Genomic DNA, 24,633 nt, shown 5'->3' on the forward strand with positions numbered 1-24,633 from the left:
CGCAGCAAATATGTATTCATGGCAGGCAAAGACATTCAGGAAGAGCTCAAAAACTTACTCGTACTTCTAAAAAAAGAGAAAGATGCCGACTTGCAACACTATCGCCAAAAAATGGCGGGCACTTCACTGAAAGAACGTCGTAAAAAAGGCGTTTGTTGGTACCCCATTCACCTAGAAAAAACTAAGTATGATGCGGGAGAAAGACTCATAGTAAAAATCTCCCGTCCGCCAGAGCATACTGATGCGCACTCTTTTCAATCAGGCAAACTCATCAGCCTGTTCTCCACTAGTGGTGGGACTGATGATCATGAAGATGCAATAAATGGCGTGGTCAACAATGTGACCAAAACGCATATGCACATTACCATGAATGCAGATCAGTTGCCAGAGTGGCTGTATCACGGGCAATTGGGGGTGCAGTTATTGTTTGATGAGAATGCTTATCGTGAGATGGAACGTACCCTCACATCTTTGATCAATACCAAAGAGGAACGCCTCAGCGATTTCAAAAAAATACTACTCGGCGACAAAGCTGCCCGGTTCACCAATCACAACACAATCAGGGACTTGGGAATGAATGACAGTCAAAATGCCGCCCTTCATCAAATTCATAATGCTCGGGATGTAGCCATTATTCACGGTCCTCCGGGTACAGGCAAAACGACCACTGTCATTCAGGCCATTTTAGAAACACTGAAATCTGAAGATCAAGTTTTAGTCTGTGCGCCCAGTAACGCTGCTGTAGACCTTTTGGCCGAAAAACTAAGCGAACAAAATATTGAAGTGCTTCGGATCGGTCACCCTGCTCGAGTCACTGATGAAATTCTCAGTAAAACATTAGACGCAAAAATTGCCAATCATAAAGACTTCAAAGAGTTAAAAGCCTTACGCAAACAATCAGAGGAGTATTTTTCTATGGCAGGAAAATTCAAACGTAGTTTTGGTCATGCCGAGAAAAAACAACGAAAGGCTCTACGTGATGAAGCCAGAGACTTGAAAGCTCAAGCTGAACATCTGAATTATTATATTGTGAACGATATAATAAGCAAATCTCAGGCTATTGCATGCACGCTAGTTGGCGCCAACAATCAAATGCTAAAAGGCATGACATTCGAAACAGTGTTCATTGATGAAGCAGCGCAAGCACTGGAGCCCGCCTCTTGGATACCCATCCTAAAATCAAATCGTGTCATCTTTGCTGGTGACCATTGCCAGCTTCCTCCTACAATCAAGTCATTTGAAGCCGCCAAAGCTGGATTGGAAGTGACACTTTTCGAAAAAGCAATTCAGCGAAATCATGCAGACACCATGCTTCAGGAGCAATACCGGATGCATGAACAAATCATGAATTTCAGCAGCCGGTTGTTTTACAAAGATCAATTGATTGCCAATGAAATGGTGAAAAACTGGAAAGTCTTTTCTGAGGATCAAACTGTAGAATTCATTGATACTGCTGGGTGCGGATACTTTGAAGAAGTGGATCCTGAGACTAGAAGTTCTTTTAATACTGAAGAGGCAGATTTGCTTTTCAAACATCTGACTAATTACTTCATGTCACTAGACGCTATGGGCATGTCTGATGAATTGAATAGTGTAGGAATAATTTCTCCTTACAAAGCACAAGTAGTAAACATGCAAGAGCAGCTGACCACCATGGAGTGGGATGAAAAAACGGCTAGCAAATTAGCAGTCAATACCATTGATTCATTTCAAGGTCAAGAACGAGATGTCATTTATATTAGCTTGGTTCGTTCCAATGAAAATGGAGAAATTGGATTCCTTTCTGATACTCGAAGAATGAACGTAGCACTCACGAGAGCCAGAAAAAAACTAGTGGTCATTGGAGATAGTGCCACTATTGGACAGCATGCATTTTATGAAAAATTTCTGGATTACGTCAATGAAATCGATGCTTATCACAGTGCCTTTGAGTGGATGGGATAGATAAACGATACCAGAGTTGCCATCGACTTTCTTTTTTGCAGCGAATAAATATGTCAAAATGACGAAAAAAAGTTGGTCACTAAAATTCAAAAGCCCTCAACGAATATTCAATAATTCCTAACGAATTTTCATTTGCCAAAAAATCAATACCAATATGGTTTTGATTTGAATCTTGTGATTGTAATGTGTATGAATAAGCATATTGAAAAGCATTGATGTGGTTTATTCCATTCATCGAGTTTTTAATAGACTTTACCGTTTAATAACATGATTTAATCTAAAAAAAACTTGAAATCATGAAACTTAAAACATCATATTATTACTATTGCGGTCTCAAAAATTATAGGAGACAATAACTTAAATTTTAAATTCTTTTTCAAATAAACAAAACCATGAAAAAAACTAAATTTCTTTTCCTTGTAATTGGATCTGCGTTAACCGCAATGTTCGCTACGAGTTGCGACGAAGACCTAACAAGTACTCCATTATCCATAGACACTTTTGATTCGGCATCCTATCGTATTTACCCTAAAGCTGAACTAGATTTAACTTCAGCTGGAAACGAATCAGTACCTGCAGGAACCACAGTTACTCTTACGATTGGATATTCTCAATATTCTAGAGTAGGTAATGGTGGAGCCACAAATAGCTCAATTGTGTTGAAAGACACTGTTAATGCCAATGGGTATGCCGAATTTATTGTTCCTGTTGATGACGATGGTGTGAATGCTACAGTATCAATAGATGGATTCGAATTTGCACAGGTTCAAGCTGATGGAAGCACTAAAGATTATTTTTATACTTTCACTGCATTCACTCAAGCTTTAACATTAGGGGCTCAAAATCACCCTGCTGCGGCTGTAGTTGCCACTACAACTGAATTAGATGAATCTTCAACTTTACTACCAGCTACCTTGGTAGGTAATGTTACAGGAGAGCTCAACCTTCAAACACCTGGTAAAGAAGCTGCACCTGAAGGAACAGTTGTTCTTATCACAAAAGTTGATGGAGATGAAGAGTTCGAAACAGAAACTACTCTAGATGCAAACGGTCAATTTTCCATAGAAGTTGAAGTGAATAAAAATGGTGGGGATAGCTTCGAAGTTACTGTCCAAGCATTTAATGCTGAACAAACTCAATCTGCTGGATCTTCTCCCGCAACAATTAATGTGGAATTTGATTCTAAAACAGTAGATTATGATGATGTTCTTGCTGGTCAAACTAAAATTCAAAATATCGTTTTAGCAGATCCTACAAGCACTGATCCTGAAACTTCAGTTGAAATGATTACGATTAGCGGATTTATTTACTCTGAAACTAACGAAGACCAAGATGACCCTACAAGGGAGTTATTAAGTAACACAACATTCACCCTTTATACAATTTTTGAAGGTGAGGATGAAGACGAAACTACTACTGTTCAATGGTCTGAAGAAATAACAACAAATGCCAATGGCAAATACACTGTTGATATTCCGGTGAATAACAACATCTATTTGTCAAGCACGGCTCATGTGGATAGAACATTAGATTCTGGAGAAGTTGATGATGAACTAAACCCTATTTATGAAACTACAACCTTTAGATTAGATATCGCAAGAGTTGCTGATGGCGCTGAATCAGACGACACCGATGATGCTTTCTTGTTGACTGGAGGTCTGACTTTCGAACAAGGTGGTATAGATATAGGAAGTGAAGATGGTGCCGACCAATTTGCTAGTGACTGGGTTGAGGTAACTGAACCTTAATTATCAGCATGTGATTTCCACTCACAATACTGAAATAACTAACAAATTTAAAAGAACATTAAATGAAAAATAAATTAATATATCTGTTGGTCGGAGTGATATTCTCTGGCTTCACAGCCTTTGCTCAGGATGAAACTAGCGCAGAGGATACTGTAGATACTGATGCATTGAAACCAAAAGCTGGTGATATTGGAATAGGAGTAAGTGCTATACCTTATCTCAACTACTTGGGGAATTTCTTTGGCAAGGAGGATGACAATGATTTGAACTTAGGAGCTCAGACCTTATACTTTAAGTATTTTTTGACTGATGCCTCTGCGGTTAGAGCTGCTCTTTATATCAACAACTCTAGTTCGACGACAAATGCTTACTCTCAGGATGACTCAGCACTAGCTACTGATCCAACGAGTACAGCACAAGTAGAAGATTCTAGAAAGATAAATAGCAATAACATGAGCTTAACTGTAGGGTATGAAATGCGAAAGGACAGAAACCGATTCGCCTTTCTCTATGGAGCCAATGTTGGGTATGGATTTTATTCCTACAAACAAGAGTATTCATACGGCAACCCTATTACTGCCTTGAATCCCAATCCTTCAAATAACTTCGACGATTCATCTGTGGACGGAAGATTGTTGAATTCAGATAACGGAATTACGCATTCTGTATCTGTAGGACTATTTGCTGGAATCGAGTATTTCATAGCTAAGAAATTTTCAGTAGGAGCTGATTTTTCTTTAGCCTATGGACACAGCTGGGGTTCACAAGCAGACGCTAGCTATGAACAGTGGGATGGTACACAGGTTTATAAATATGATAGACCTTCTAGCCCTGGAAGTTCAAGTAGCAATTTGCGAACTAATCAATACAGTAGCTCAACAGCTGCTGGAACAATTTACGTACTTTTCTATTTCTAGAATTTCTGATTCAATTCAGTTAGAAATAAGAGAAACACAAATGGTAGCACTGGGTAATAACTCAGTGCTATTTTTTTATCCTAATTTGGATATTGAGATAATTTGTAAGTAAACGGTAATAAAGAGTTTTCTATCAATTTAGATTTCAACAAGTAGAGTGCACTTAGAGAAACAATCTGCTTATTCTTATGCATTCACGTTTTTTTCTCTTAGCAAAGCGATTAAATTTGCGCTAGTTTTTTGAGGCTGACGGGCAAGCCAACTTATTATCCAGAAAGAAAAAATTATGGCAAACAAATATGATCTTATAGTGATCGGTAGCGGACCAGGTGGTTACGTAGCAGCGATCAGAGCATCTCAACTAGGAAAAAAAGTAGCAGTAGTAGAAAAGGCTGAAATAGGCGGCATCTGCCTCAATTGGGGATGTATCCCTACCAAAGCGCTACTCAAAAGTGCACAGGTTTTTGATTACCTATCTCACGCTCAGGATTACGGTATTACTGTGAAAGACGCGAAAGCAGATTTCTCTGGTATGGTAAAAAGAAGCCGTGGCGTAGCCGACGGCATGAGCAAAGGCATCCAGTTCCTTTTCAAGAAAAATAAGATCGACCAGTTACTCGGTTTCGGTAAGTTGGCAGCCAACAAAACCGTTGTCGTAACGGACGACAAAGGCAAATCAGAAAACTATACAGCTGACAACATCATTGTAGCCACAGGTGGGCGCTCTAGAGAGTTGCCAAACTTGCCTATCGATGGTAAGAAGATCATAGGTTACAGAGAAGCGATGAACTTGCCCAAGCAGCCTAAGAAAATGGTGATTGTAGGTTCTGGCGCGATCGGCGTTGAGTTCGCCTACTTCTACCACTCAATTGGCACAGAAGTAACCATCGTAGAATACTTACCAAACGTAGTACCGGTAGAAGACGAAGACATTTCTAAGCAATTGGGTCGATCATTCAAGAAGTCAGGCATGAAAATCATGACTAGCTCAGAAGTGACTAACGTGGACACCAAAGGCAAAACTTGCAAGGTGACGGTAAAAACCAAAAAAGGCGAAGAAGTGCTCGATGCTGATATCGTACTTTCAGCTGTAGGTGTATCGTCTAACATCGAAGGCATTGGTCTGGAAGATGTAGGCGTGATGACTGATAAAGGCAAAATCTTAGTAGACGACTACTACAAAACTAACATCCCGGGCATCTACGCCATCGGTGATATCGTACATGGACCAGCTTTAGCTCACGTAGCTTCTGCCGAAGCCATCATCTGCGCAGAGAAGATCTGTGGAGAGTCTCCTGAACCACTAGACTACGGCAACATCCCAGGCTGTACCTACTGTTCTCCTGAGATTGCATCTGTGGGTATGACTGAGAAGGCTGCCAAAGAAGCGGGCTACGATATCAAAGTAGGTAAATTTCCATTCTCAGCTTCTGGTAAAGCGCAAGCAGGTGGAAATGCAGAAGGATTCGTGAAAGTGATTTTTGACGCTAAGTATGGCGAATGGTTGGGTTGTCACCTGATCGGTGCTAACGTGACTGAGATGATCGCTGAAGCAGTAGTAGCGAGAAAACTAGAAACTACAGGTCACGAAATCATGAAAGCAGTTCACCCTCACCCTACCATGTCTGAAGCCATCAAAGATGCTGTGGAAGACGCGTACGGCGAAGCGGTGCACTTGTAATTCGATAAGAATATTGATTCTAAAAAGCTCAGTTTCTACTGAGCTTTTTTTGTTTTCATCCGTAAACACTCTCTTATGCTAAATACAAAGTCCTTCGCCAACTGGCCCTTCCATCCTGCAAAGACTCCTTTCTATTACGGGTGGGCTATCATCGTATTAGGTACTTTGGGTATTTGCATGAGTATACCCGGGCAGACCATGGGGGTCTCCACGTTTACAGATAATCTGATTGATGCCTTGGGTATGAGTAGAAGTGAGTTGGGCTTTGCTTATATGTGCGGCACGGTCACTAGTGCCTCTATGCTCACTTGGGTAGGCATCAAATACGACCAGTACGGCGTCAGGCCCATTGCCATACTGGCGGCCATTGGCATGGCGATTACCTTGGTTTTCATGAGTCAATCGGATGTGATTCAAAGCTACTTACCTTCCTTTTTGGAAGGCAAAGTGGGCAATTTCCTAATTATGTATATCGGTTTCGCCTCTCTCCGGTTTACCGGACAGGGAGCCTTGACCTTGGTCTCTCGAAACATGATGATGAAATGGTTCGAGAAACGCAGAGGTTTTGCCATGGGCTTTTCTAATGTGGTGACTTCACTCACTTTTTCTTCTGCTCCTGTATTCTTCGAAATGCTTATTCTGGATTACGGATGGAAAGACGCCTGGATTATCATAGCGATGATTGCTGGATTGGGATTTCCATTGATCGTGCTATTCTTGTTCCGGGATGATCCGGAGAAAAGTGGATTAAAACCTGACGGCAATTACAAAGAAAGGAAATCCAAAACCAATCGCTTCCCGGTGGTTAAACAATACAACCTCAACGAGACAATGAAGAGTTTTGCTTTTTGGGTGTTTGCGCTAATGCTATCGACGCAAGCCTTTTACTGGACGGGATTTACTTTCAACGTGGTGTCCTTATTCGAAACAGCTGATTATTCTAGAAGCACTGCCGTATCAATTTTTGTTCCCTCCTCTATTATTGCCGTATTGGTGACTTTGTCAGTCAGCAGCTTGAGTGACTTTATCAAATTGAAATACTTGCTCTATGTCTCTGGCATTGGGTCGCTTATCGCTACCATAGGGATGATCTATCTGGATCAATGGCCTTGGATGATTCATGTGATGATCAGTGGCAACGGCATTTTATTGGGACTATATGGCGTATTCCTTTCGGTGGTTTGGCCTCGGTTTTATGGTACATTGCACCTAGGAGCTATATCAGGTCGAGCGATGACTTTCGTGGTGCTAGGTAGCTCTGTTGGACCCATTATTTTCAGTGAATCCTTGGCTCAAACAGGCTCATACTCCGCAGCTGGATGGTTATGTTTTGGGATATTTCTATTGCTCACTATTGCCAGTTTTTGGGCTGACAATCCACAGGAGAGGTTTAGAGAGAAATAAATAATAAAATACTAAGATCGAGTAATTTGTTTTTCAACCAAGTCAGCTATTGTTTTTCCTTCTTGTTTTGATACGAGCACTATTTCATCATTTGCCTGTAGTATTCCTTCTTCCAATACTTCTAAGTAAAAACCAGATTTTTTACTAAAATGGAAAAAAGCAGTCATTTTTGGGTTGTTGAATTTGATACCCAGCTTATAGCATGGGAAACGTGGTTGGGTTACTCTAAAAACAACACTACCCATTTTAAGTAAATCACCCACATTTAATTCCTCCTCTACTAATCCGAAAATTGTTAAATTTTCTCCAAAGGCTCCATATTCATAGTCAAACTGAGGATACTGATCCCTCCACCAATCATAGTGCTCTGCCGGGTAGGCATAGACTGCCTTGAGTACTCCACCGTGAACAGTCAAATCAGATTGAGAATCACCAGTTATTCCTAAGTTATTGACCGCTACTGGACCTCGGACAGCTGACTTAAAAATACTAGTAGTCACCATTCGTCCTTTGAACTCTACAGTTTTAGGCTGTCCTACTTGAACAGATAAAATTTTTCTCATTTTCATAGTGTGCTGGCTCGGTTAAACCCCACCGTATCTCGATACAATTGTGGGGATACATCGGTGTAATTTTTAAAAAAACGACTGAAATAGTATTCGTCATTATAACCCAGTTCACTAGCAATCAATTTCACTTGCTTATCGGTCAAATACAATTCACGTTTGGCCTCTATGATAATTCTCTCTGAAATCAGATCTGTAACCGTCTTATTAAAATACTTTTTTGTCGCTTTAGTTAGTGCCTTGGCGGAAATATTCAAAAGGCTCGCATAGTCACTCGCCGAATGTTTGTTTCTAAAATTTTCCTCAATTTTTTTCTTGAGATTTTGAAGAACAAATGGCTCCGAATCCAATTCCAAATCACTCAATTTATCAGGCTGGTTTTCAACCTTCCGTCTCGAAGCTGCTATCAAGAAAATTTTAAGGTAAGAAACAAGCAGTTCGTACTGCGCCAATTCCCCGTTTAACATCTCCTCCTTCATTGGCTCTACGATATTCTGGAATTGAGTTGAAACTTTTTCATCCAGCAGAAGTACTGGGGACTCATAAATATTGTTGAATAGCACCCCATGACAAGCCACTGCTTCATGATGTTTGTGGATGCAAAAAAAGTCTGGATGAAAATTCAGCGCAATTCCTTCGATTTCTGTATTGGTCGAAAGCATAAATGGCTGGTAAGGCGCAAAAGCCAATAGTGATGGTGACTCCCAATGATATTCAGCAAAATCAGCCTTTACTTTACCCGCTCCTTTTTTTATCCAAATCAGAGAATAGTAATTGTGTCGTTGAACATGATCAAAATGGCTCAAATCATTGAACGAAAACAATTTAAGCGCAAGGTTGCCATTTTGCTTATTGACAAGTACCAGATTTTTATCCATTTTAAAATTTATTTCAATTTCCTTTCTGATTCGCTAATCTCCAGATCATTGATGCTTGCAAATCTTTTTCTCATGAGACCCTGTTCATCAAATTCCCAGAGTTCATTGCCATAAGCTCTAAACCATTGACCATCCCTATTGTGGTATTCGTATTCGAATCTAACAGCCATTCTGTTTTTTCTAAAACCCCAAAGTGCCTTTTTAAGTTTATAATCCAACTCATGATCCCATTTATTCTTCAAAAAAGCCTTTACTTCTTCTCGACCACTGAGAAATTCAGTTCGATTTCGCCATTCTGTATCCACTGAATATGCCAGACAGACCTTTTCAGGGTCTCGGGTATTCCAGGCGTCTTCAGCCATTTGGACTTTTAGTTTAGCGGACTCCATGTTGAATGGTGGCAGGGGTGGTTTTAATTCAAATTTATTCATGCTGAGATATTTTTTTGATCACCCAGAAAATAAAAAACTCTTCTGGGTGATCATAAATTTCTATTTTGATTTTACTTCAGACCACTTATCATGTGCTGCGGTCTGGAGTTTTGTCGTTTCTTGGTTCCATAACAAGGATGAATTGAATGTTTTCCCATTAAATGGACCATTGAAAAACAGATACAACTTCCCATCGATTATATCATAGGTTTCCGGATTGATTGGAAACTTAGCATCTTTCGCTGCTACTCCCCACGCACAATATCCATCAAACTGAGGTAGGTATTTAGTAGGGTTTTGCTTGAAAGCATCGCGATTATTGGCTGTAGCAAACCGATAGGTAGCTCCATTATGTAAGGCTGTATATTGAGTGCTGCCTTCCATCGGATTGCTCACGAAATAAGCTACCACATCATAACCTCCCAATGCGACACCATTTTCATCTACTGGAGGGGTTTGAGCCATTACCTGTGCTACAAAAACAACACACAGCATTAAAGAAAAAATCAACTTTTTCATAATCATCTACTTAATTGATTAACATAAATTGTTTAAGCTGCAGTCGAGTGTTTTGCTTCTACAAGAGGGAAATCGACTTCAGTATTGGCTGTATTATTCATATAATTCGTGAAAACATTCAGTGCCACATGTGCAATAATCTCGACAATTTCACCTTCACTGTAACCTGCGTTTCTTACAGTATCCACATCAGCATCGTTCGTGACACCTTTCTTTTCAACCAATGTTTTGGCAAATTCCAATCCAGCTTTTGTTCTGCTATCCGTATGGCTGGCAACCCTAGCAGACATCAAATCACTTCTATTTAGGGAAACCATTTTTTCTCCAATAAAAGCATGTGCTGAAAGACAATAATTACATGCGTTTGCTTCAGCAACAGTCATGGCTATAAGCTCACCCATTTTTCCTCCGAGAGCGCCCTTGGCAAGCGCACCACTTAGGTTGAGATAACCTTCTAATACTGCGGAAGAATTACCCATTGTTCTCATCATGTTTGGAACTGTTCCAAGTTTCGAATTAATTCCTTCAAAAAGTTCTTTGGTTTTGCCTGAGGCTTGCTCAGAACTAAGTGCATTTAATCTTATCATTGTTTTTTAAAATTTGTTATGATACAAAATTGCATGAGTACACCTTTACATAAAATGGATTTTTGGAGCAACGAGATGGACAATTTTCGTCCTAATAGCTAAGGAGTTGCTTCCGGTTCAGAACAAAATCTTACCCTAGACTCAGTCTAAGGATGAAACTAGCTGGCACGGATAGGAGGTATGAACTTATTAAAGTATGAATTTGTCGTCCAAACAACTTATACCACTACATAAGCCTACTCACTATGCTTATATTGGAGTTCAAAATCAATAGATCATCCAATGAACTCAACCCGAATAAAATCTATCGCCATTTTTCTAATTGCTGGCTTGGCTCTTTACGCCTGTCAGCCAACCCAACTGAATAAAACACCTGAACCTCACCCACTGATCGGTTCATGGGAAATGACTTCCATTCACTGGATCACAGCAGACACTACTTATTCTATCCAAGAAGCCCAACCGAGTCTCTTTATGATAGACACTACACGGTATGCCATTATGTGGACGCCACAAGACGAGCCTCGAACGCCTTTTGAAAATCTCTCTCAACCTACCCCAGAAGAAATGCAGGCAGGCTTTCGGTCGGTCGTATTCAATGGGGGTTCACACACCATGACCGACTCCACCCTAACGACTACTGCGTATATCGCCAAAGTTCCAGGTTTTGAAGGCGGAAAACAGTTCTATAATTATACAGCTGAAAACGATCAGCTTACACTAGTCATGTTTGACGAGACTTATCCTGATGGAACGAAACCTTCTTGGTATGGTAAGTATCAAACCAAGTTTATACTAAAAAGAGCCAAATAAATTAAGCATTAATTTCCTAGTCATTATTCATTAAAATGGATTTATTCAGATAAATTCATTCTATGAATTCAAGACTCTTATTGGTCCTCTTATTGACGGCGCTCTTCGTAAACAAGAGCCTTGCTCAATCAGAAAAATCAAGTTCAGCATTTACTCACCGACTCTTTTACAAACCATTTGTTTCTGAGATCAGTAGCACGCTGAATAATATGTCGTTTGGAAGTACGGTGAGTATGCTGCCCAATGGTCAAAACAAAGAAATCTTTCTGAACGAAATTCATTTGGGCATAGATGTGCCTTTTCTATTGGTGGAGTAAGCCAATTTCTCCTGGGCGCTGTCATTACCCGTAAGTATACACATGGTTTGGGCACCGTTTGAAGAAAGTACTTCGCCCATTATCAACAATGGGCTCAACCCTCATGGTCAATTCAGAAATGGATACTATCGTTTTATTGGCTATTCGTTAGTAGCCTTTATTTGATATAAAAGAGCCTTGATAAAGGCTCTTTTAATCATTTTTTTAAACGTTTATAAATGTTTAAAAAAATGTAATGCACTATATTCGGACGTTATCGCCAATATCTGAATATTAATGAAATCAATAAGCCTAATAATTATAATCCTTTCTTCCTATTCAATTAGAGCCCAAGAAGTTCTCAACCCTAGTGGATATGGTGCATGGGGTTCGGTAGAAGAACAACTAAGCTCAACCGATAAGAACGAACTTATTGAACAATTAGGAATTTCAAGCCCTTGGAAAACAGGAAATGATGAATCAATTGACCTTAATCTTTTTCATGTCTTAGATATTAACAATGATGGATTACTTGATGTTGCTTATAGTGGAATGTATGCAGAAGGGACTGCTACTTTTTTCTACCTGAACAAAGGTTCTCAGTATGAACAGTCTGATATGATTCCAGGCGGAATTATTAGGATTGAGCGTTTACCTTTATCAAACTTCCTTGAAATTAAAACTCATCTAAGACCGTGTTGTGCTGGAAGTGTTCATACACATTCAATTTACTTGGTACACAGCAAGAACAATGGAATTAAAATTACTAATTTGAATAACGTTGACTATTATGAAGACACGTTGGAACCCAATCAACAAATTAAGAAAACACGATTCGTCACAACGCGTCCAGAATATAAACTTCGCGCAACTCCTGAAATTGATTCTGAATTAAAAAATTGGCGAGAAATAATTGATGGCAACACAGTTGCTATTTACCCAAAAGGTTCAAGAGGTTTGGCAATTGCAGAATCTACAGATGAAACTGGTAGAGTTTGGTGGTTCGTAATCATGGATAACAATATAAAACCAATCAAATCTTTGATATACTATAACGACGATCCAAAAGGGAGTCAGTCAATGGGCTGGATGAGCAGTCGTTTCGTTGATAAAGTAGACTGAAAAAAGACGATAACATCATACATCAATTCATGCTTTTGGCTGCTAGAGGAAAGGTTTGAGCTTACTCAAGCTCCGCTGAATCTGCGATTCAGCACACGGAAAAGAAAAAATATGAGCTGAATCACAGATTCAGCTATATTGCAATCGAAACAATCTGCCTTACAATCAGCACGAATGATGTACCGGCGTTGTAAGCAATTTAACGCAACCAATTGAGATCTACTACATCTACAATGTAAATGATAGTTATGAAAAAAATAATTTTAGGAATTTTAACAATCGGAATTTTGTTATCGTGCAATAGTGATGATGATAGCGAATTCAAAATCAACGCACAAAATTTCCTGATTTTCGGACATTTTTATGGAGAGTGCTTTGGAGAAGGATGTGTTGAAACCTTTAAACTAACAGATAAATTACTATTTGAAGACATCGCTGATGACTACAATGGACAAAATATGGAATTTATCGAATTGGAAAATGATACGTACGAACAAGTTAAAAACTTAACGGATTTTTTTCCAAATCAACTTCTAAATCAGAATGAAACAGTTTTTGGATGTCCAGATTGTGCTGACGGAGGAGGATTATTTATTCAATATTCAGAAAATGAAAATATAAAAAGTTGGAGAATTGATCAAAACAAAGATAACGTCCCAAACTACCTACATAATTTCATGGATAAGGTAAACGAAAAAATTGCACTAATCAATAATTAAAAACTGCTTACAACAATGCCCTTCTCGCGCGCGTCTGAGTGCAATGGAAACGCGTGTGCACTGCCTGTCAAAAATTGAGTAGATTGCCGATAGACCAATACCTAACCCATTTCCGAGAAGTATAAGTTTCAAGATTCGTAGGAGTTGACTTTTTCCACACAGTTCTTCCAGAACCATATGGTGAAAGTAAGACTGTTGAATGTAGATTTGCTGGTGTAGTAGTCAAGAATTACACTATCGCTAAACGTGCACGAGAGGGTCACTCCGTCCTCAGCCCATCTGATGGATTAGCCCTCACGGGGCGCATCACGGTGATGTACACCACAAAAAGTGCGAAAGACACAACACCCAACCCGATCCAAGTACTTTGTAGCCAGGATACTTCGATGTATTGATAATAGATGGTTGACAAGATCGCGTCTGGTAGAAAATAGCCCATTAAAATACCGAGCACAAAGGATGCACTCAAGATTTTCATAAATGGACGGTTCACAAAGGAAAGGATTTGACTGGTATTGGCCCCTAGCACTTTTCTGATGCAGATTTCTTTGGTTTTTCGATTGACATGCAAGGCTGCCATCGCCATGATACTGACAATACTCAGTACAAACGCAATGATGGACAACCACATGAAGATTTTACCCATTTGCTCAGAACTCTCGATCATGCTGCTATAGGCATAATCGTGTTGCCAATGGTAGACCATGGGTCGTTCGAATAGCTCAGCCCACACTTCTTCAACGGCAGCGTACACTTCCTGATGTGGTTCGCCATTGGTGCGCAAAAAGAAATGATCTCTGTCTAAATCCGATACAGCTGTAAAGATCAATAATGTAGGCACATAATCACTATAGAGCTCATCATCTCTAAAATTGTTGATCACACCGATGATGGTTTTGTCCTCCCCGTCAACACTCATTTTTTTGTTCAAAGCGTCTCCTTGGAAGTATTGATCAGCGAAGTATTGATTGACAATCAGATGATCAGTAATGTCCTTTGCACTTCCGTCTCGAAAATCTCTGCCTTCTGCAAACGTAACCCCCATCTTATCCAAGAAAGGACCAGCCACTTTGTAGTTGCTTACTTCTGTAGCTAATTCGTCTACTTTGATTTGCGCGTCGTGACTATAACCAACCAAATAGTGGTAAGACCCAAAAGTTTCTTTCGCATATACTTTATCATCAAGTGCCGTTTTCAGTTGAGCATATTCATTACCATCTTTTACTCTGATGATCATCAAGTTTTCGGTATCATATCCATAATCCTGCGCTTTAAGGAAGTCTGCATTTTGCATGAAAATAAGACCAGAAAGTAGAATAGCAATCGACAAACTGTATTGGAAAATAGCCATTACATAGTGCGTTAAACCAAATCCTTTGGCTGTCAGTCTGTGATTGAGGATAGTTACCGGCTTGAATTTATGTGCATATAATGCGGGTATTAAACCAGTGATCATGGTAATGAACAGCATGAATAGAACCACAAAACTCAATACCCCTGTCATGTCTAAATCGGTCAAAAGAAACTTTTGATTTCTCATACTGAGAATCTCTTCACTGATGATATTGGTAAGACTCAGCGAAAAGGCAAAAGCCAAAATCATCACCATCAAAGTCTCAAATATGAACTGGACGAAGATCATTCGACTCGACGAGCCAATGGTTTTGCGTACGCCAATTTCCTTCACTCTACTAGATATCAGAGCCACATTGGTATTGGCTAAGTTGAAACTCGCCACAATGAGTATCAAAATGGCCATGACAGCAAATATCAAAAACTCATTTTCCTCCACCGGCATATTGGTATATGAGATGGTGGTTTCGGTAATAAGGTCATGCAAAGCCGTCAATTCAAATTTTTCTATTCTTTTGTTTGGATTGGCAGCGTTGTAGGGTTCCAGATATTGCTGCATGAATGTTTCTACTTCCTCCTTTTGAGTAGCCGAATTGAGCTGTACATATTGTCCAAATTGGAAATCAACAGATTCCCAATCGGATCGATCCAAATCAAAATAGGTAAGCAAACTTTCAATATTGAGCAATCCTTCGAAAGCAAAGCTTGAGTTATTAGGAATTCGCTCAAATACGCCCAACACTTCTACATCAGGAAATTTTCGCCCATAATAGTAGACAGACAAACGTTTACCAATGGGAATATCGTCGCCAAAAAGTTTAGTTGCATAAGCTTCAGTTAGGTAGATCCCATGCTGATTGAAGTTCTCCTTCGAGCCGTACTTCAAGGGCAAATCAAATACCTTCAGAAAATCAGGAGAAGCAAAGGACAAAGCAGAAGGGATAAAGTATTTACCTTTTCCAATACTAATATTGGCAGCCAAATAGCTCACCGCATGTTTGACCCCTGAATGATCATTGACCATTTCTCTTTCCAATGCCAATGGTGACAATTCCCATCGATCCAATCCCTCCACCCCAGGTCGCATGGCATGTACCCGATAGATGTTATCGTTTGTAAACACACTGTCAAACTCTCGATTGTACCCGTAGATCATATAAGTGACAATACAGAATGCGAGCGCAAACCCCAATCCAAATACGTTGAGACCAATATAACCTTTGTTTTTAGCGATGTGCCGAAGTGATAATTTGAAAAATGATTTGATTAGTGCGCCTGATGTATCCATTTTATAATCTGTCTTTCGAGCGTAGGATTTGCAACACCGAAGCACATTCCAGCAATAACTGAAATTAGCCTTGAGTCGACTTCCTTGTTCGCATCGTATTTGATACAATTCTTCCAAGTCGCCAGAGAGCTCTTCGAATCGGTCTTCGCGACAATACCATTTCAATAGGCGCTGAGCCCACTTCGGTGGTTGCAAGTTTGGGTTTAGCTGTTCCATTGGAAGGCGATTTCAGGGATTTGTTTTCTCAGCTGCTCTCGAAGCGTTTGCTGTTCGTCGATCGCTTTCTTTCCTACAGGTGTGATGTAAAAGAGTCGTTTTCGTTTGCCTCCTCGCTGACCAGAGGCTTCTCCTAGTTTGGATTCTAAAAAGCCTTTTTCTTCGAGGCGATACAGTACCGTATGAATCGCACTGATGTTGATGCTTTTGCCTGTTTGCTTTTCATACTCTTCTGCTATGCCCACGGAATAGGCCGAATCATAACGCATCGCCACGATCAAAACCACCAATTCCTCCAGACTTCCTAACTTATAATTACCCATTGCAAATTATTTTATTCACAATTGTAAGTATTATAAATTTAAAAACAAATTTTATTATTCACTTTTGTAAGTATTATTAGTAAATCATTGTATGCACTATAAAAATTAAACTTTTGATATAATACGTAATGTGAGAGTTACCTACAGGAACTAAGGACCACAGCTTGAGTCATTGGACCATGGAAATCAATAGGATCAATGCCTATTGCTCAATCAATCTCTTTTCCTCATCATATTATCAAACCAGACTTCTCTCCCGACATGACGATCGAGGTATTGAAAGAAGTAAAACGCTATGAAACACAAATAGAGATAGATCCCATGTGCCAAAAACAAGGCTATTTTTTGACCTCCAAATAAATGATGATTCCAAGAACCTTGATCTTCATCGAGATAAAAGTGCACGGTCTTTTCTATTATTGAAACAGTGATGGTAATTCCAGTATAAATCACCGACTTGATGGTAATTTCTCGGATCGGCCTGAGTTTTTCTAACCACCTATGCATAGGCAGTTTATCAATCAAAAAAACCACCTTACCCATTGCCAATGCTCCAATTATCGCAGTAGCCCAACCATAATAGGTGATTTGATATTGAATAAGCAATAGCTTCTTGATGACCATAAAAATGGTAAAACACACAAAAAAGTAAAGTGTGATGAGGCCCACCTCGATCATTTCATTTTTTACTTTGTCCAGTTTCATAAGTAAAAATTACAAAGTTTTCAACTCTCTTTCCAACTCTTCCTCCAATTCCTTTTTGTGCGTATAGGTAGGCGGGGCTACCCGATTGTCACAATCTGGAATCGAGCAACGCTCGCAAGTGGTGTGTACGGTTTTCTTTCTTAAATCAGGATCTTTGATAAAGTTGAAAGCGCCCTTCAAGCCATCAGTCATCAAAAGGCCTAACGTAATGCTACTGGCTCCATCACCTTTGTAATTGTCTGGCTCGGCTACGGAGATACAGAAGTATGAGCTATTCGTTTGCCAATATTCTGAGATCTGCGCGTCAATCAAGTGATCTTCTTTTTTGCTTCGGATATTTTTAATCGCACTAATCGACACCCATCTATGGCAGAGATGTTCATCCAATTCAGTATGATACGGATTGTGCAATTGAGACAGGTGCAACTCTTTAGTAATGTCGTATTTGATCAGGTCATTGGTGCTCTGCAAACGAATAAAAAACAAGTCCCTTATATTGAAGTGGTGAGGCAGCAGGTTCGTGAATCGCTGCAAGAGCGTCTCAGGAGTGACTTGATATTTCTGCAAAAGCTTACCAATCAGGCTTGGCTTCCATGCCGTCGATCTGGCAATGAGTTCGATATCTTTCACCAACTCATCCGCATCCATCAGCAAGGCAGCAGCGAAGTAGGAAGCTTTGAAATTACTCAACAGCTTGTCAAATGAAGCCTCTTTGTTGAGCTGCGTTTCGTACGAACGCTCCGATAGTTTCAGATATTGAAAACCCAACTCCTTAGATAAGATAAAGTTCTCCTGCCCTTCTGAAAGCCCTTCATTGATATACAACACTTTCTTTTCGGCCTGATAATAGGATCGGAACTTTCTTAGCTTCTTATTCTTACCTAAACTCACCCGATCAATCGTTATGTCAAATTGTTGTCTCAACGAATCAGCCAAAACATCATATCCATAGGGTAATTTCTTTTTGAGCTTAGCTTCCTTTTTAAAATCCTGAACGGCTTCTTCCAGTTCGGGGAAATAGTTGTCATGCATATCCTGATAGGACCTGAGCGCAATACGGTAAAAATGCTCCTTTTCAATCTGATAGCTTCTCACCATTTTCAGAATCGTACTAATAAAGGCACTGATTCGGTCAGGAGAGTTGCTAAATACATCAATCAGCTTGTCCGGGCTGATTCCAAATTCATCCAAAGGGAAAAATTTGAAGAATCCCGAGTTTAACAATTCAATGACTGGACTGAGTTTTTTGTCTGCTCTCGTACTGACCAATTCATCGTAATCCAATTGAAAAGCTTGGGCTAACGCACTGATTTTATCTGGTTTCGGATATTTTTTTCCTTTTTCAATGTCATTCAAATAAGAAACTGACAATCCTGTCTGCTTCGAGAGCTCCTGATAAGAAACCTTATGCTGCAAGCGCAAATGCTTGATTTTGAAGCCTAGGATAAGTTTTACAATGTCGTTGTCGCTAATCATTCGAAGTACTTTTCTAATTCAAAGCTAAAATAGATTAAAAAAAGGAAATAAATTAATTAGCGGAATTTCCGCTTTTAGAATATTTTTATATATTTGAAGAAATATTCGCAACTATGTCACAATTATACATTACACCAGAACGGCTACTAACCTATCAAGACATATACACTGATGAGGTTCTACAAGCCCTAGAAGCACTCGCTCCTCTCAATGCCAAACAGAAAGCGTTGATGGAGGAAAGAAATCAGCGACGAGCTGATCGTATCGCCAATAAAACCTTATTGGATTTTTTACCAGAAGAAACTTGTATCGGCCCTGATCATTTGAGGGTCGCAGACATCAGGCTGGGAGACTTTGAATGCAGCACCATTCCTGAAGACTTGCAACGTCAATGGATTCAAGGAACTGGTCCAGCAGCCAAACCGAATGCTCCTTTGGAATCAAGCATTAGAAATGTAGCCTATGCTCTGCTCTCAGGTGCAGACGGCTGGATGTTTGACGGCGAAGATGCGCTCGGTCAGATCAACGCTATGTCGCTCGACAACCAACGCAATTTGAAACTAGCCATCAACAGGGATTCTAAGTTTCTGGAGATCGCAGAAAAGGTTTCTCGAGAAATGAATAAATGGTCAGAAAGCTTTTTTGGTAAGCCCATCATTGACGATTGGAAAGCACAACTGGATTTTACCACATTGATCTTTAGAGCCAGAGGTTTGCATCTGGATGACAGACACATCGCCATGGAAAATGGAGAATCATTTTCTGCTTCCATCACCGATTTGACTCTGTTTGTCGTAAATAATTACAAAGCCCTTCAAGCCAAAGGTTCGTCGATTGTATTGTATCTACCTAAAATTCAAACGGCGCAAGAAGCTGCCTTTTGGAATACTTTGCTCTCTACATTAGAAACTCATTTAGGATTAGCCAAAGGCACGATCAAATGTTATGTATTAGTAGAGCAGTTAGAAGCGACTTATCAGTTGCTTGAGATTCGAGCAGCATTGGGCCTCCATTTTGTAGGATTCAACACCGGCCGTTGGGATTATATCAATGCAGTAGCTGATGCCATGTGTGGCATTGATGACTTCATCAATCCAAACATTGAGTCTATCACCATGACTTACGCCTACATGGGCGCTTATGAGGATCGTGTGCGAAAGGCCGTGAATACCCCCGACCAAAATGGCAATTTTAGTCTCTGGCAAGGCGGCATGGAACCCAACATCCCAGTTGGCTCTGAAGCTGGCGTAAAAGCCAGCATGGAAAAAGCTTTGGCTGGAGCCAAAAGAGAACAAGCTGCAGGTGCCTCTGGTAAGTGGGTGGCACACTGGAAGATGGTTCACATCATTCGTCCCGTGTGGGAAAAAATTGGAGAAACCAATCAGCTTGGACGCGAATTTGGTCCCCTGACTTACACCCAAGAAGATCAGCTGGCCTTGATCACATTGGAAGATGCGCCATTGACCATCAGAGGCGGAAGAAATCTTCTAAGCGTAGCTCTGCAGTATGGAAATGCCTTCTTACAAGGCTTTCAAGCAGCTGCTTTGAAGCCCGCAGACTTCTTTGGCAATGACGATATTCTATACCTGATGGAAGACATGGCCACAGGAGAAATTCGCTTGAGTGTGCTGTGGGAATGGTTGCACAAAGGCGCCAGATTGACGGAAGGCGATGACGAACTATCTCTAAACAATGGCGCGCTATTCACCAGTGAAATTTTTGATCAAATGCTGACAGAAGAATATCAAAAACTACTGGATGCCGATGACAAAGACGTACACAATGATTCGAAAACGACCACGCTGCCTATATCACGCGAAATCGTCAGAACCTACGTCACGTCCGAAACCAAAGGTCCTTGGTTCATTGATTTACTCAATTTGAATCTGAACAACGCCGATCTGGAAATCGCCGAAGAGCGAATTGCCAGGTATTACAAAGCACTGACCACAAGCGGTCAGCGCATCACTGAAAATCTTGACTTAGAACCCAATACACACATAAACGCATAACAAAATGAAAAACGAGACCCAACTCATCAAAGACAGAACAGCCGCTATGGAGGCGTACTTCAACGAGCCCAGATTCAACGGCATCAAAAGATTGTATTCTCCAAGACAGGTCGTCGAGCAACAAGGCACGATACCTACAAGTTATACGGTGGCACAAAAATCTGCCGAGGCGTTTTTCAAGCGCTTACGCGAATTGCATAACGAGAAAAAACAAATCACGACTTTCGGACCCTACACGCCCAGTCAGGCTGTGATGATGAAAAGAGCCGGAATTGAAGGCATCTACCTCGGTGGATGGGCGACTTCTGCCAAGGGATCGGCCGACGAAGATCCTGGTGCTGATTTGGCAAGTTATCCGCTCAGTCAAGTTCCCAACGAAGCTGCAGGCATCGTTCGTGCATTGATGGCTGCTGATCGCAACCAGCAATTTCAACGCATGAAAATGTCGGAAGAGCAGCGCGAATCGACGAAATCTTTCGATTTTCGTCCATTCATTATCGCCGATGCGGATACGGGGCATGGCGGAGACGCACACGTTAGAAACCTGATCAGAAGATTTGTAGAAGCTGGGGTAACTGGCTACCATATCGAAGACCAAAAGCCCGGCACCAAAAAATGTGGTCACCAGGGCGGAAAAGTTTTGGTATCCAGTGACGAGCAGATCAAAAGAATCAACACGGCCAGATTGCAATTGGATCTAATGCAGGTACCAGGCATCATCGTAGCCCGTACGGATGCGGAAGCAGCCTCTTTGCTGGAAAATATCTCCGATGAAAGAGATCAGCCGTTTGTTTTGGGCGCTACCAACTTGGACGTACCTTCTTACAAGAATGCCTTCCTCGCTTTGCAGCAATGTTTGAGCGAATTGGGCGCCACCCAAATTAAAGGCCATGAATTGTATCAAGTATCGGAGGACGATCGAATCACAGCTCGGGAATGGATATTGAATGCTCCTTTTGCTACGCTTTTGACTCGATTGAAAGAAGCATTGATCAGTGACGATGCCAGTAGATTCGAGCCTGCTTACGATCAAGTTTCTGCTGAGTTTGTAAAATACTGGGAAGCCAGCGCTGGAGTTACCACGTTTCGCTGCGCCGTAGCCAATCACATAGAAGAATGTGCCAAGGAAGGCGATGAATTCGAAATGTGCCATCAGGAATGGTTGCAGTTTGCCGCTACGGCTTCCTTGAACCAAGCGCGCAAAAAAGCAGACGAACTAGGTGTAAACGTAAAATGGGACTGCGACTTGGCTCGTACGCCAGAAGGGTACTACCAAGCCAAAGGAGGTATTCCATTCGCGATAGCGAAATCAATGGCTGTAGCTCCATATGCTGATATCCTTTGGATGGAAACCAAAACCGCTGATTTGGAAGATGCCAGACAATTTGCTGAGGCCATTCACGAAGTGTTTCCGGATAAAATGCTGGCTTACAACTTGTCGCCATCTTTCAACTGGGACACGACTGGTATGACTGAGGAAGAAATGTCCAAATTTCCAGAAGAACTGGGCAAAATGGGATTTGTTTTCAATTTCATTACCTACGGCGGTCATCAGATCGATGGATTGGCTACTGACGAATTTGCGAATTCACTACAGTCTGAAGGCATGTTGGCACTCGCAAGAGTTCAGCGAAAGCTCAGACTCCTCGACTCGCCATACAAGACACCACAATCGCATGTAGGTGGACCAAGACTGGACAGCGCGCTGGCGGCAAGCTCTGGCAGAACAGCTACGACCAAAGCCATGGGCAAGGGATCGACGCAGTTTCAGCACTTGAAGCAAACGGAATTGCCAACGACTCTATTGGATGAGTGGATTGCAGAATGGTCTGAATTCTACAAAATCAAGGACAAAATCCAAGTGACATTAAAGCCTCATAAACCTGGGTCTACAATAATGGAACTGGCTTTGTCCGTAGGAGAAGACAAAGTAGCCAACATCGTATTCACTTCGGTGACGGATAGAAACAAACGTCAGATTCTATCGATCCGAGATCAGAATATGTTCAGAGGAGATTTGAGACAAAAGAGACTGATGACGTTGATGCATTTGTTCATCATCAACAGATACCAGTGCGACACGGTACATTACCTCACACCTACGGATGACAACGCCAAACAGTGTGAAGCGATGTTGAAAATGGAGTTGTACGCTGCCTTTACAGATGAGATCGGACAAATTATCGTTGCGGATATCGCGACCGATGAAGTTCGGGCTTATGTAAACATAGTAGGCCGTATCTCCAGACTCATTCATAAAGAACAACAAACCCAATTGGTAGATGCTTAAGGTCGCTACCGCAGATTTATGGGATCAGCACGGTGCAGACATGCACTGTGTGGATCCCATTTTTCGTTCTTATGGAATGAAAACCAGCTTCCAAGGCGAGATCACCACACTCAAACTCTACGAAGACAACAGCCTCGTGCGCCAACAACTGGCCACCCCCGGCAAGGGCAAAGTACTGGTAGTAGACGGTGGCGGCTCTCTCCGCTGTGCCTTAGTGGGCGATCAACTCGCCGAGCTCGCCATTCAAAACGAATGGGAAGGCCTCATCATCTATGGCTGCATCCGAGACGCTTCCATGATCAATAAAATGGATATTGGCATCCGTGCGCTCAACACTTGTCCGGTGAAAAGTATCAAAAAGAATCAGGGAGAAATTGATGTTTCCGTCAAGTTTGCTTCTACCCTATTTGAGCCTGGGCATTATATCTATGCGGATGAGGATGGGGTTTTGCTGGCCGCTCAGATTTTATAATTGTTTTTTCAGGACAACAACAAGCTAAAAGGAAGAACTTCTACACGCTTAAGCATTTTTTTAAACGTTTCTTTCCGTCTCTAAACGTTTAATAATACGGTAATTTCAATAGGTTTATACTATGAATTAATGCTATAAACCCTTGTATTAGTCCATTCTGGAATGATGAAAATCAAAATCCATTAGATTTGGGCTATACATAATGGATATATAGTCACCTTTGTCACTATATCACTACGTTGGCAACAAGCAAAAAAATGAGAACACTTTTAACTATATCTTCCTTCTTTTGGGTATTTGGACTTTTTGCTCAAAGCTCTGACAGTCTTGGAGTTGACGACAATCCGATTTTAAACGATAGCGAAGTTCAATTATTAAGCTCTCTTCTCTCTGAATCACGAAACGACTTTGACTTCACAGATAAGAAAGTGGCTTTCATAACAGGAAGTAATGGTAGAACTATAGTTTCAAAATCCGAATATTTTAAAAACTCTGTAATCCCATGGATTGAAAAAGATTCCGAACCACAAATTTTTATGGTCGAGTTGACGGAAGGTGAAAAAAATGAATCAGGTGGTTATGATGTTATAGTCCTCTCATGGGTTAAAATTTTCACTCCGAAATCCCAAGAAAGAGCGATTCAATATCTTGGAAATAAAAAATGAAAAAAGCCAGTTGCCAACAAAACCTATACGCAATAGCACCCTGCGGGACGCTACTGCGCATAGCAAAACGTTAGGGCTCATACCATGAAGAACCAACTTTTCCTTATAATCGCAATTTTTGCACTTGGATGCACGTCTGAACGAACCAACGAACTTTCTGGTACTTGGGACGCAACCAACTATGTAAAATATCCATTTGACACCATAA

The 24,633-nt window shown here is 40.8% G+C and carries 22 protein-coding genes; 13 read left to right on the forward strand and 9 right to left on the reverse strand.

Features of this window, described 5'->3' with window-relative positions:
• Positions 1-18: 18 nt before the first annotated feature.
• The 5 genes from ABJH98_RS12015 to ABJH98_RS12035 all read left to right on the forward strand — a co-directional run bounded on the left by ABJH98_RS12015 (position 19) and on the right by ABJH98_RS12035 (position 7,694).
• Positions 19-1,944 carry an AAA domain-containing protein gene (locus tag ABJH98_RS12015; protein ID WP_348307925.1) on the forward strand — a complete coding sequence of 642 codons (1,926 nt, stop codon included), beginning with the start codon at positions 19-21 and terminating at the stop codon, positions 1,942-1,944.
• A gap of 392 nt (positions 1,945-2,336) precedes the next feature.
• Positions 2,337-3,692: a hypothetical protein gene (locus ABJH98_RS12020; RefSeq protein WP_348307926.1), complete on the forward strand. Its 1,356-nt coding sequence runs from the start codon at positions 2,337-2,339 to the stop codon at positions 3,690-3,692.
• 62 nt (positions 3,693-3,754) lie between these two features.
• The gene (locus ABJH98_RS12025) at positions 3,755-4,609 is read left to right on the forward strand and encodes a hypothetical protein (RefSeq protein WP_348307927.1); all 855 of its coding nucleotides are present in this window, start codon (positions 3,755-3,757) and stop codon (positions 4,607-4,609) included.
• Between the two features lie 286 nt (positions 4,610-4,895).
• Positions 4,896-6,290 carry a dihydrolipoyl dehydrogenase gene (gene lpdA, locus ABJH98_RS12030; protein WP_348307928.1) on the forward strand — a complete coding sequence of 465 codons (1,395 nt, stop codon included), beginning with the start codon at positions 4,896-4,898 and terminating at the stop codon, positions 6,288-6,290.
• A 75-nt stretch (positions 6,291-6,365) separates the two neighbouring features.
• Positions 6,366-7,694 carry an MFS transporter gene (locus tag ABJH98_RS12035; protein ID WP_348307929.1) on the forward strand — a complete coding sequence of 443 codons (1,329 nt, stop codon included), beginning with the start codon at positions 6,366-6,368 and terminating at the stop codon, positions 7,692-7,694.
• A gap of 11 nt (positions 7,695-7,705) precedes the next feature.
• On the opposite strand, the gene ABJH98_RS12040 is transcribed toward ABJH98_RS12035, so the two are convergent.
• The 5 genes from ABJH98_RS12040 to ABJH98_RS12060 are packed head-to-tail and all read right to left on the reverse strand — an operon-like array spanning position 7,706 to position 10,675.
• The gene (locus tag ABJH98_RS12040) at positions 7,706-8,263 is read right to left on the reverse strand and encodes an MOSC domain-containing protein (RefSeq protein ID WP_348307930.1); all 558 of its coding nucleotides are present in this window, start codon (positions 8,261-8,263) and stop codon (positions 7,706-7,708) included.
• On the reverse strand, positions 8,260-9,138 hold the full coding sequence (locus tag ABJH98_RS12045) for a helix-turn-helix domain-containing protein (protein WP_348307931.1): 879 nt from the start codon (positions 9,136-9,138) through the stop codon (positions 8,260-8,262). The genes ABJH98_RS12040 and ABJH98_RS12045 overlap by 4 nt, the downstream gene beginning before the upstream one ends.
• 8 nt (positions 9,139-9,146) lie before the next feature.
• Positions 9,147-9,569: a nuclear transport factor 2 family protein gene (locus ABJH98_RS12050; protein WP_348307932.1), complete on the reverse strand. Its 423-nt coding sequence runs from the start codon at positions 9,567-9,569 to the stop codon at positions 9,147-9,149.
• Positions 9,570-9,629: 60 nt separating this feature from the next.
• The gene (locus tag ABJH98_RS12055) at positions 9,630-10,088 is read right to left on the reverse strand and encodes a YHS domain-containing (seleno)protein (RefSeq protein WP_348307933.1); all 459 of its coding nucleotides are present in this window, start codon (positions 10,086-10,088) and stop codon (positions 9,630-9,632) included.
• A gap of 32 nt (positions 10,089-10,120) precedes the next feature.
• Positions 10,121-10,675 (reverse strand): carboxymuconolactone decarboxylase family protein, encoded by a 555-nt coding sequence (locus ABJH98_RS12060; protein ID WP_348307934.1) that lies wholly within the window; start codon positions 10,673-10,675, stop codon positions 10,121-10,123.
• A gap of 282 nt (positions 10,676-10,957) precedes the next feature.
• On the opposite strand from ABJH98_RS12060, the gene ABJH98_RS12065 reads away from it, so the two are divergent.
• The 4 genes from ABJH98_RS12065 (at position 10,958) to ABJH98_RS12080 (ending at position 13,625) form a co-directional block, all read left to right on the forward strand.
• Positions 10,958-11,488 carry a hypothetical protein gene (locus tag ABJH98_RS12065; protein WP_348307935.1) on the forward strand — a complete coding sequence of 177 codons (531 nt, stop codon included), beginning with the start codon at positions 10,958-10,960 and terminating at the stop codon, positions 11,486-11,488.
• A 62-nt stretch (positions 11,489-11,550) separates the two neighbouring features.
• Positions 11,551-11,805: a hypothetical protein gene (locus ABJH98_RS12070; protein ID WP_348307936.1), complete on the forward strand. Its 255-nt coding sequence runs from the start codon at positions 11,551-11,553 to the stop codon at positions 11,803-11,805.
• 276 nt (positions 11,806-12,081) lie between these two features.
• Positions 12,082-12,906, forward strand: a complete 825-nt coding sequence (locus ABJH98_RS12075) for a hypothetical protein (RefSeq protein WP_348307937.1) — start codon at positions 12,082-12,084, stop codon at positions 12,904-12,906.
• Between the two features lie 248 nt (positions 12,907-13,154).
• A complete protein-coding gene (locus tag ABJH98_RS12080) occupies positions 13,155-13,625 on the forward strand; it encodes a hypothetical protein (protein ID WP_348307938.1) in 471 nt (156 codons plus the stop codon).
• Between the two features lie 259 nt (positions 13,626-13,884).
• Here the strand turns inward: ABJH98_RS12080 and ABJH98_RS12085 are convergent, their stop codons facing one another.
• The 4 genes from ABJH98_RS12085 to ABJH98_RS12100 all read right to left on the reverse strand — a co-directional run bounded on the left by ABJH98_RS12085 (position 13,885) and on the right by ABJH98_RS12100 (position 18,986).
• Entirely contained in the window at positions 13,885-16,482 is a 2,598-nt protein-coding gene (locus ABJH98_RS12085; RefSeq protein ID WP_348307939.1) for an ABC transporter permease, read from the reverse strand.
• The gene (locus ABJH98_RS12090; protein ID WP_348307940.1) at positions 16,470-16,805 is read right to left on the reverse strand and encodes a PadR family transcriptional regulator; all 336 of its coding nucleotides are present in this window, start codon (positions 16,803-16,805) and stop codon (positions 16,470-16,472) included. The genes ABJH98_RS12085 and ABJH98_RS12090 overlap by 13 nt, the downstream gene beginning before the upstream one ends.
• A gap of 213 nt (positions 16,806-17,018) precedes the next feature.
• Positions 17,019-17,510, reverse strand: a complete 492-nt coding sequence (locus ABJH98_RS12095) for a hypothetical protein (protein ID WP_348307941.1) — start codon at positions 17,508-17,510, stop codon at positions 17,019-17,021.
• A 9-nt stretch (positions 17,511-17,519) separates the two neighbouring features.
• A complete protein-coding gene (locus ABJH98_RS12100) occupies positions 17,520-18,986 on the reverse strand; it encodes a helix-turn-helix domain-containing protein (protein ID WP_348307942.1) in 1,467 nt (488 codons plus the stop codon).
• 113 nt (positions 18,987-19,099) lie between these two features.
• Here ABJH98_RS12100 and ABJH98_RS12105 point away from each other — a divergent pair, with 113 nt between their 5' ends.
• From ABJH98_RS12105 to ABJH98_RS12120, 4 genes are all read left to right on the forward strand, one after another.
• On the forward strand, positions 19,100-20,998 hold the full coding sequence (locus tag ABJH98_RS12105) for a malate synthase (RefSeq protein WP_348307943.1): 1,899 nt from the start codon (positions 19,100-19,102) through the stop codon (positions 20,996-20,998).
• Positions 20,999-21,002: 4 nt separating this feature from the next.
• Complete coding sequence (locus ABJH98_RS12110; RefSeq protein WP_348307944.1) at positions 21,003-23,288, forward strand: isocitrate lyase family protein; 2,286 nt, start codon at positions 21,003-21,005, stop codon at positions 23,286-23,288.
• Positions 23,281-23,760, forward strand: a complete 480-nt coding sequence (rraA, locus tag ABJH98_RS12115) for a ribonuclease E activity regulator RraA (RefSeq protein ID WP_348307945.1) — start codon at positions 23,281-23,283, stop codon at positions 23,758-23,760. Before ABJH98_RS12110 ends, rraA begins: the two co-directional genes overlap by 8 nt.
• Positions 23,761-24,017: 257 nt before the next feature.
• Positions 24,018-24,425 (forward strand): hypothetical protein, encoded by a 408-nt coding sequence (locus tag ABJH98_RS12120; RefSeq protein ID WP_348307946.1) that lies wholly within the window; start codon positions 24,018-24,020, stop codon positions 24,423-24,425.
• The last annotated feature ends 208 nt before the right edge of the window (positions 24,426-24,633 follow it).

It is taken from the genome of Reichenbachiella sp., from assembly GCF_039969095.1.
Lineage (GTDB): Bacteria > Bacteroidota > Bacteroidia > Cytophagales > Cyclobacteriaceae > Reichenbachiella.

Coding starts and splice junctions, on each gene's coding strand:
- ABJH98_RS12015 (WP_348307925.1), top strand. CDS start 19: ATGGCAGGCAAAGACATTCAGGAAGAGCTCAAAAACTTACTCGTACTT.
- ABJH98_RS12020 (WP_348307926.1), top strand. CDS start 2,337: ATGAAAAAAACTAAATTTCTTTTCCTTGTAATTGGATCTGCGTTAACC.
- ABJH98_RS12025 (WP_348307927.1), top strand. CDS start 3,755: ATGAAAAATAAATTAATATATCTGTTGGTCGGAGTGATATTCTCTGGC.
- lpdA (WP_348307928.1), top strand. CDS start 4,896: ATGGCAAACAAATATGATCTTATAGTGATCGGTAGCGGACCAGGTGGT.
- ABJH98_RS12035 (WP_348307929.1), top strand. CDS start 6,366: ATGCTAAATACAAAGTCCTTCGCCAACTGGCCCTTCCATCCTGCAAAG.
- ABJH98_RS12040 (WP_348307930.1), bottom strand. CDS start 8,263: ATGAAAATGAGAAAAATTTTATCTGTTCAAGTAGGACAGCCTAAAACT.
- ABJH98_RS12045 (WP_348307931.1), bottom strand. CDS start 9,138: ATGGATAAAAATCTGGTACTTGTCAATAAGCAAAATGGCAACCTTGCG.
- ABJH98_RS12050 (WP_348307932.1), bottom strand. CDS start 9,569: ATGAATAAATTTGAATTAAAACCACCCCTGCCACCATTCAACATGGAG.
- ABJH98_RS12055 (WP_348307933.1), bottom strand. CDS start 10,088: ATGAAAAAGTTGATTTTTTCTTTAATGCTGTGTGTTGTTTTTGTAGCA.
- ABJH98_RS12060 (WP_348307934.1), bottom strand. CDS start 10,675: ATGATAAGATTAAATGCACTTAGTTCTGAGCAAGCCTCAGGCAAAACC.
- ABJH98_RS12065 (WP_348307935.1), top strand. CDS start 10,958: ATGAACTCAACCCGAATAAAATCTATCGCCATTTTTCTAATTGCTGGC.
- ABJH98_RS12070 (WP_348307936.1), top strand. CDS start 11,551: ATGAATTCAAGACTCTTATTGGTCCTCTTATTGACGGCGCTCTTCGTA.
- ABJH98_RS12075 (WP_348307937.1), top strand. CDS start 12,082: ATGAAATCAATAAGCCTAATAATTATAATCCTTTCTTCCTATTCAATT.
- ABJH98_RS12080 (WP_348307938.1), top strand. CDS start 13,155: ATGAAAAAAATAATTTTAGGAATTTTAACAATCGGAATTTTGTTATCG.
- ABJH98_RS12085 (WP_348307939.1), bottom strand. CDS start 16,482: ATGGAACAGCTAAACCCAAACTTGCAACCACCGAAGTGGGCTCAGCGC.
- ABJH98_RS12090 (WP_348307940.1), bottom strand. CDS start 16,805: ATGGGTAATTATAAGTTAGGAAGTCTGGAGGAATTGGTGGTTTTGATC.
- ABJH98_RS12095 (WP_348307941.1), bottom strand. CDS start 17,510: ATGAAACTGGACAAAGTAAAAAATGAAATGATCGAGGTGGGCCTCATC.
- ABJH98_RS12100 (WP_348307942.1), bottom strand. CDS start 18,986: ATGATTAGCGACAACGACATTGTAAAACTTATCCTAGGCTTCAAAATC.
- ABJH98_RS12105 (WP_348307943.1), top strand. CDS start 19,100: ATGTCACAATTATACATTACACCAGAACGGCTACTAACCTATCAAGAC.
- ABJH98_RS12110 (WP_348307944.1), top strand. CDS start 21,003: ATGAAAAACGAGACCCAACTCATCAAAGACAGAACAGCCGCTATGGAG.
- rraA (WP_348307945.1), top strand. CDS start 23,281: ATGCTTAAGGTCGCTACCGCAGATTTATGGGATCAGCACGGTGCAGAC.
- ABJH98_RS12120 (WP_348307946.1), top strand. CDS start 24,018: ATGAGAACACTTTTAACTATATCTTCCTTCTTTTGGGTATTTGGACTT.